Raw genomic sequence first — 1,684 nt, 5'->3', positions numbered from 1 at the left:
GATCTGGGCCGTGAGGTCGGACGCGTCGAGGATGTCGTTGCGCTGCTGGTAGATCACCTTGCGCTGGTCGTTCGAGACATCGTCGTACTCGAGCAGCTGCTTGCGGACATCGAAGTTGCGCGCCTCGACCTTGCGCTGCGCGCTCTCGATGCTGCGGGTCACGATACCGGCCTCGATCGCCTCGCCGTCGGGCATCTTGAGGCGGTCCATGATGGCCTTCACGCGGTCGCCCGCGAAGATGCGCATCAGCGGGTCGTCCAGGCTCAGGTAGAAGCGCGAGGAGCCGGGGTCGCCCTGGCGTCCCGAACGTCCGCGCAGCTGGTTGTCGATGCGCCTCGACTCGTGACGCTCGGTGGCGATGATGCGCAGGCCGCCGAGCGACTTCACGATCTCGTGGTCCTTCTCCCACTGCGCGCGCAGGCGGTCGGTCTCGGCTGCCCTGGCGGCGGGGTCGAGAGACTCGTCGGCCTCCACCGCCTCGATCGTCTTGTCGACATTGCCGCCGAGCACGATGTCGGTCCCGCGGCCGGCCATATTGGTGGCGATCGTGATCATCTTGGCGCGGCCCGCCTGGGCCACGATGTCGGCTTCGCGCGCATGCTGCTTGGCGTTCAGCACCTGGTGCGGCAGGCCGGCTTTCTCGAGCAGGCCATCGATGATCTCGGAATTCTCGATCGACGAGGTGCCGACCAGCACCGGCTGGCCGCGCTCGTAGCATTCGCGGATGTCCTGGATGGCAGCGTCGTATTTCTCGCGCGTGGTCTTGTAGACGCGGTCGAGCTGGTCCTCGCGCCTGCTTTGCCGGTTCGGCGGGATGATCACGGTTTCGAGGCCGTAGATCTCCTGGAACTCGTAGGCCTCGGTGTCGGCCGTGCCGGTCATGCCGGCGAGCTTGGCGTAGAGGCGGAAATAATTCTGGAAGGTGATCGAGGCCAGGGTCTGGTTCTCGGACTGGATGTCGACGCCTTCCTTGGCCTCGACGGCCTGATGCAGGCCATCGCTCCAGCGGCGGCCGGTCATCAGGCGGCCGGTGAATTCGTCGACGATCACGACCTCGCCCTGCTGCACCACGTAGTGCTGGTCGCGGTGATAGAGATGCCGCGCCCGCAGCGCCGCATTCAGGTGATGCATCAGCGTGATGTTTGCCGGGTCGTAGAGCGAGGCGCCCTCGGGCAGCAGCTTGAACTCGGACAGCAGCTGCTCGGCCTTCTCGTGGCCGTCCTCGGTCAGGAAGACCTGATGGGTCTTCTCGTCGACCGTGAAATCGCCCGGCTTGGTGACGCCCTCGCCGGTGCGCGGATCGGCCTCGCCTTCCTGCTTGACCAGCAGCGGCACGACCTTGTTGATCGCCAGATAGAGATCGGTGTGGTCCTCGGCCTGGCCGCTGATGATCAGCGGCGTGCGCGCCTCGTCGATCAGGATCGAATCGACCTCGTCGACGATCGCGTAGTTCAGCCCGCGCTGGACCCGGTCGCCCGGCTCGTACACCATGTTGTCGCGCAGGTAGTCGAAGCCGTACTCGTTGTTGGTGCCGTAGGTGATGTCGCTGCCGTAGGCCTGCTGCTTTTCCTCGCGCGGCATCTGCGGCAGGTTGATGCCGACCGACATGCCGAGGTAGTTGTAGAGCCGGCCCATCCACTTGGCGTCCCGGCTGGCGAGGTAGTCGTTGACCGTGACCACGTGC

1 protein-coding gene is annotated in these 1,684 nt (G+C 65.6%); it reads right to left on the bottom strand.

Annotated elements, in window-relative coordinates; translation table 11 throughout:
• Positions 1-1,684: preprotein translocase subunit SecA (gene secA, locus AC1DY5_RS54585; RefSeq protein WP_478122522.1), on the bottom strand; the 1,684-nt coding region annotated here is incomplete at both ends.

Source organism: Variovorax sp. P4_D9, from assembly GCF_056401695.1.
This window is presented reverse-complemented; position numbering and strand designations above follow the sequence as displayed.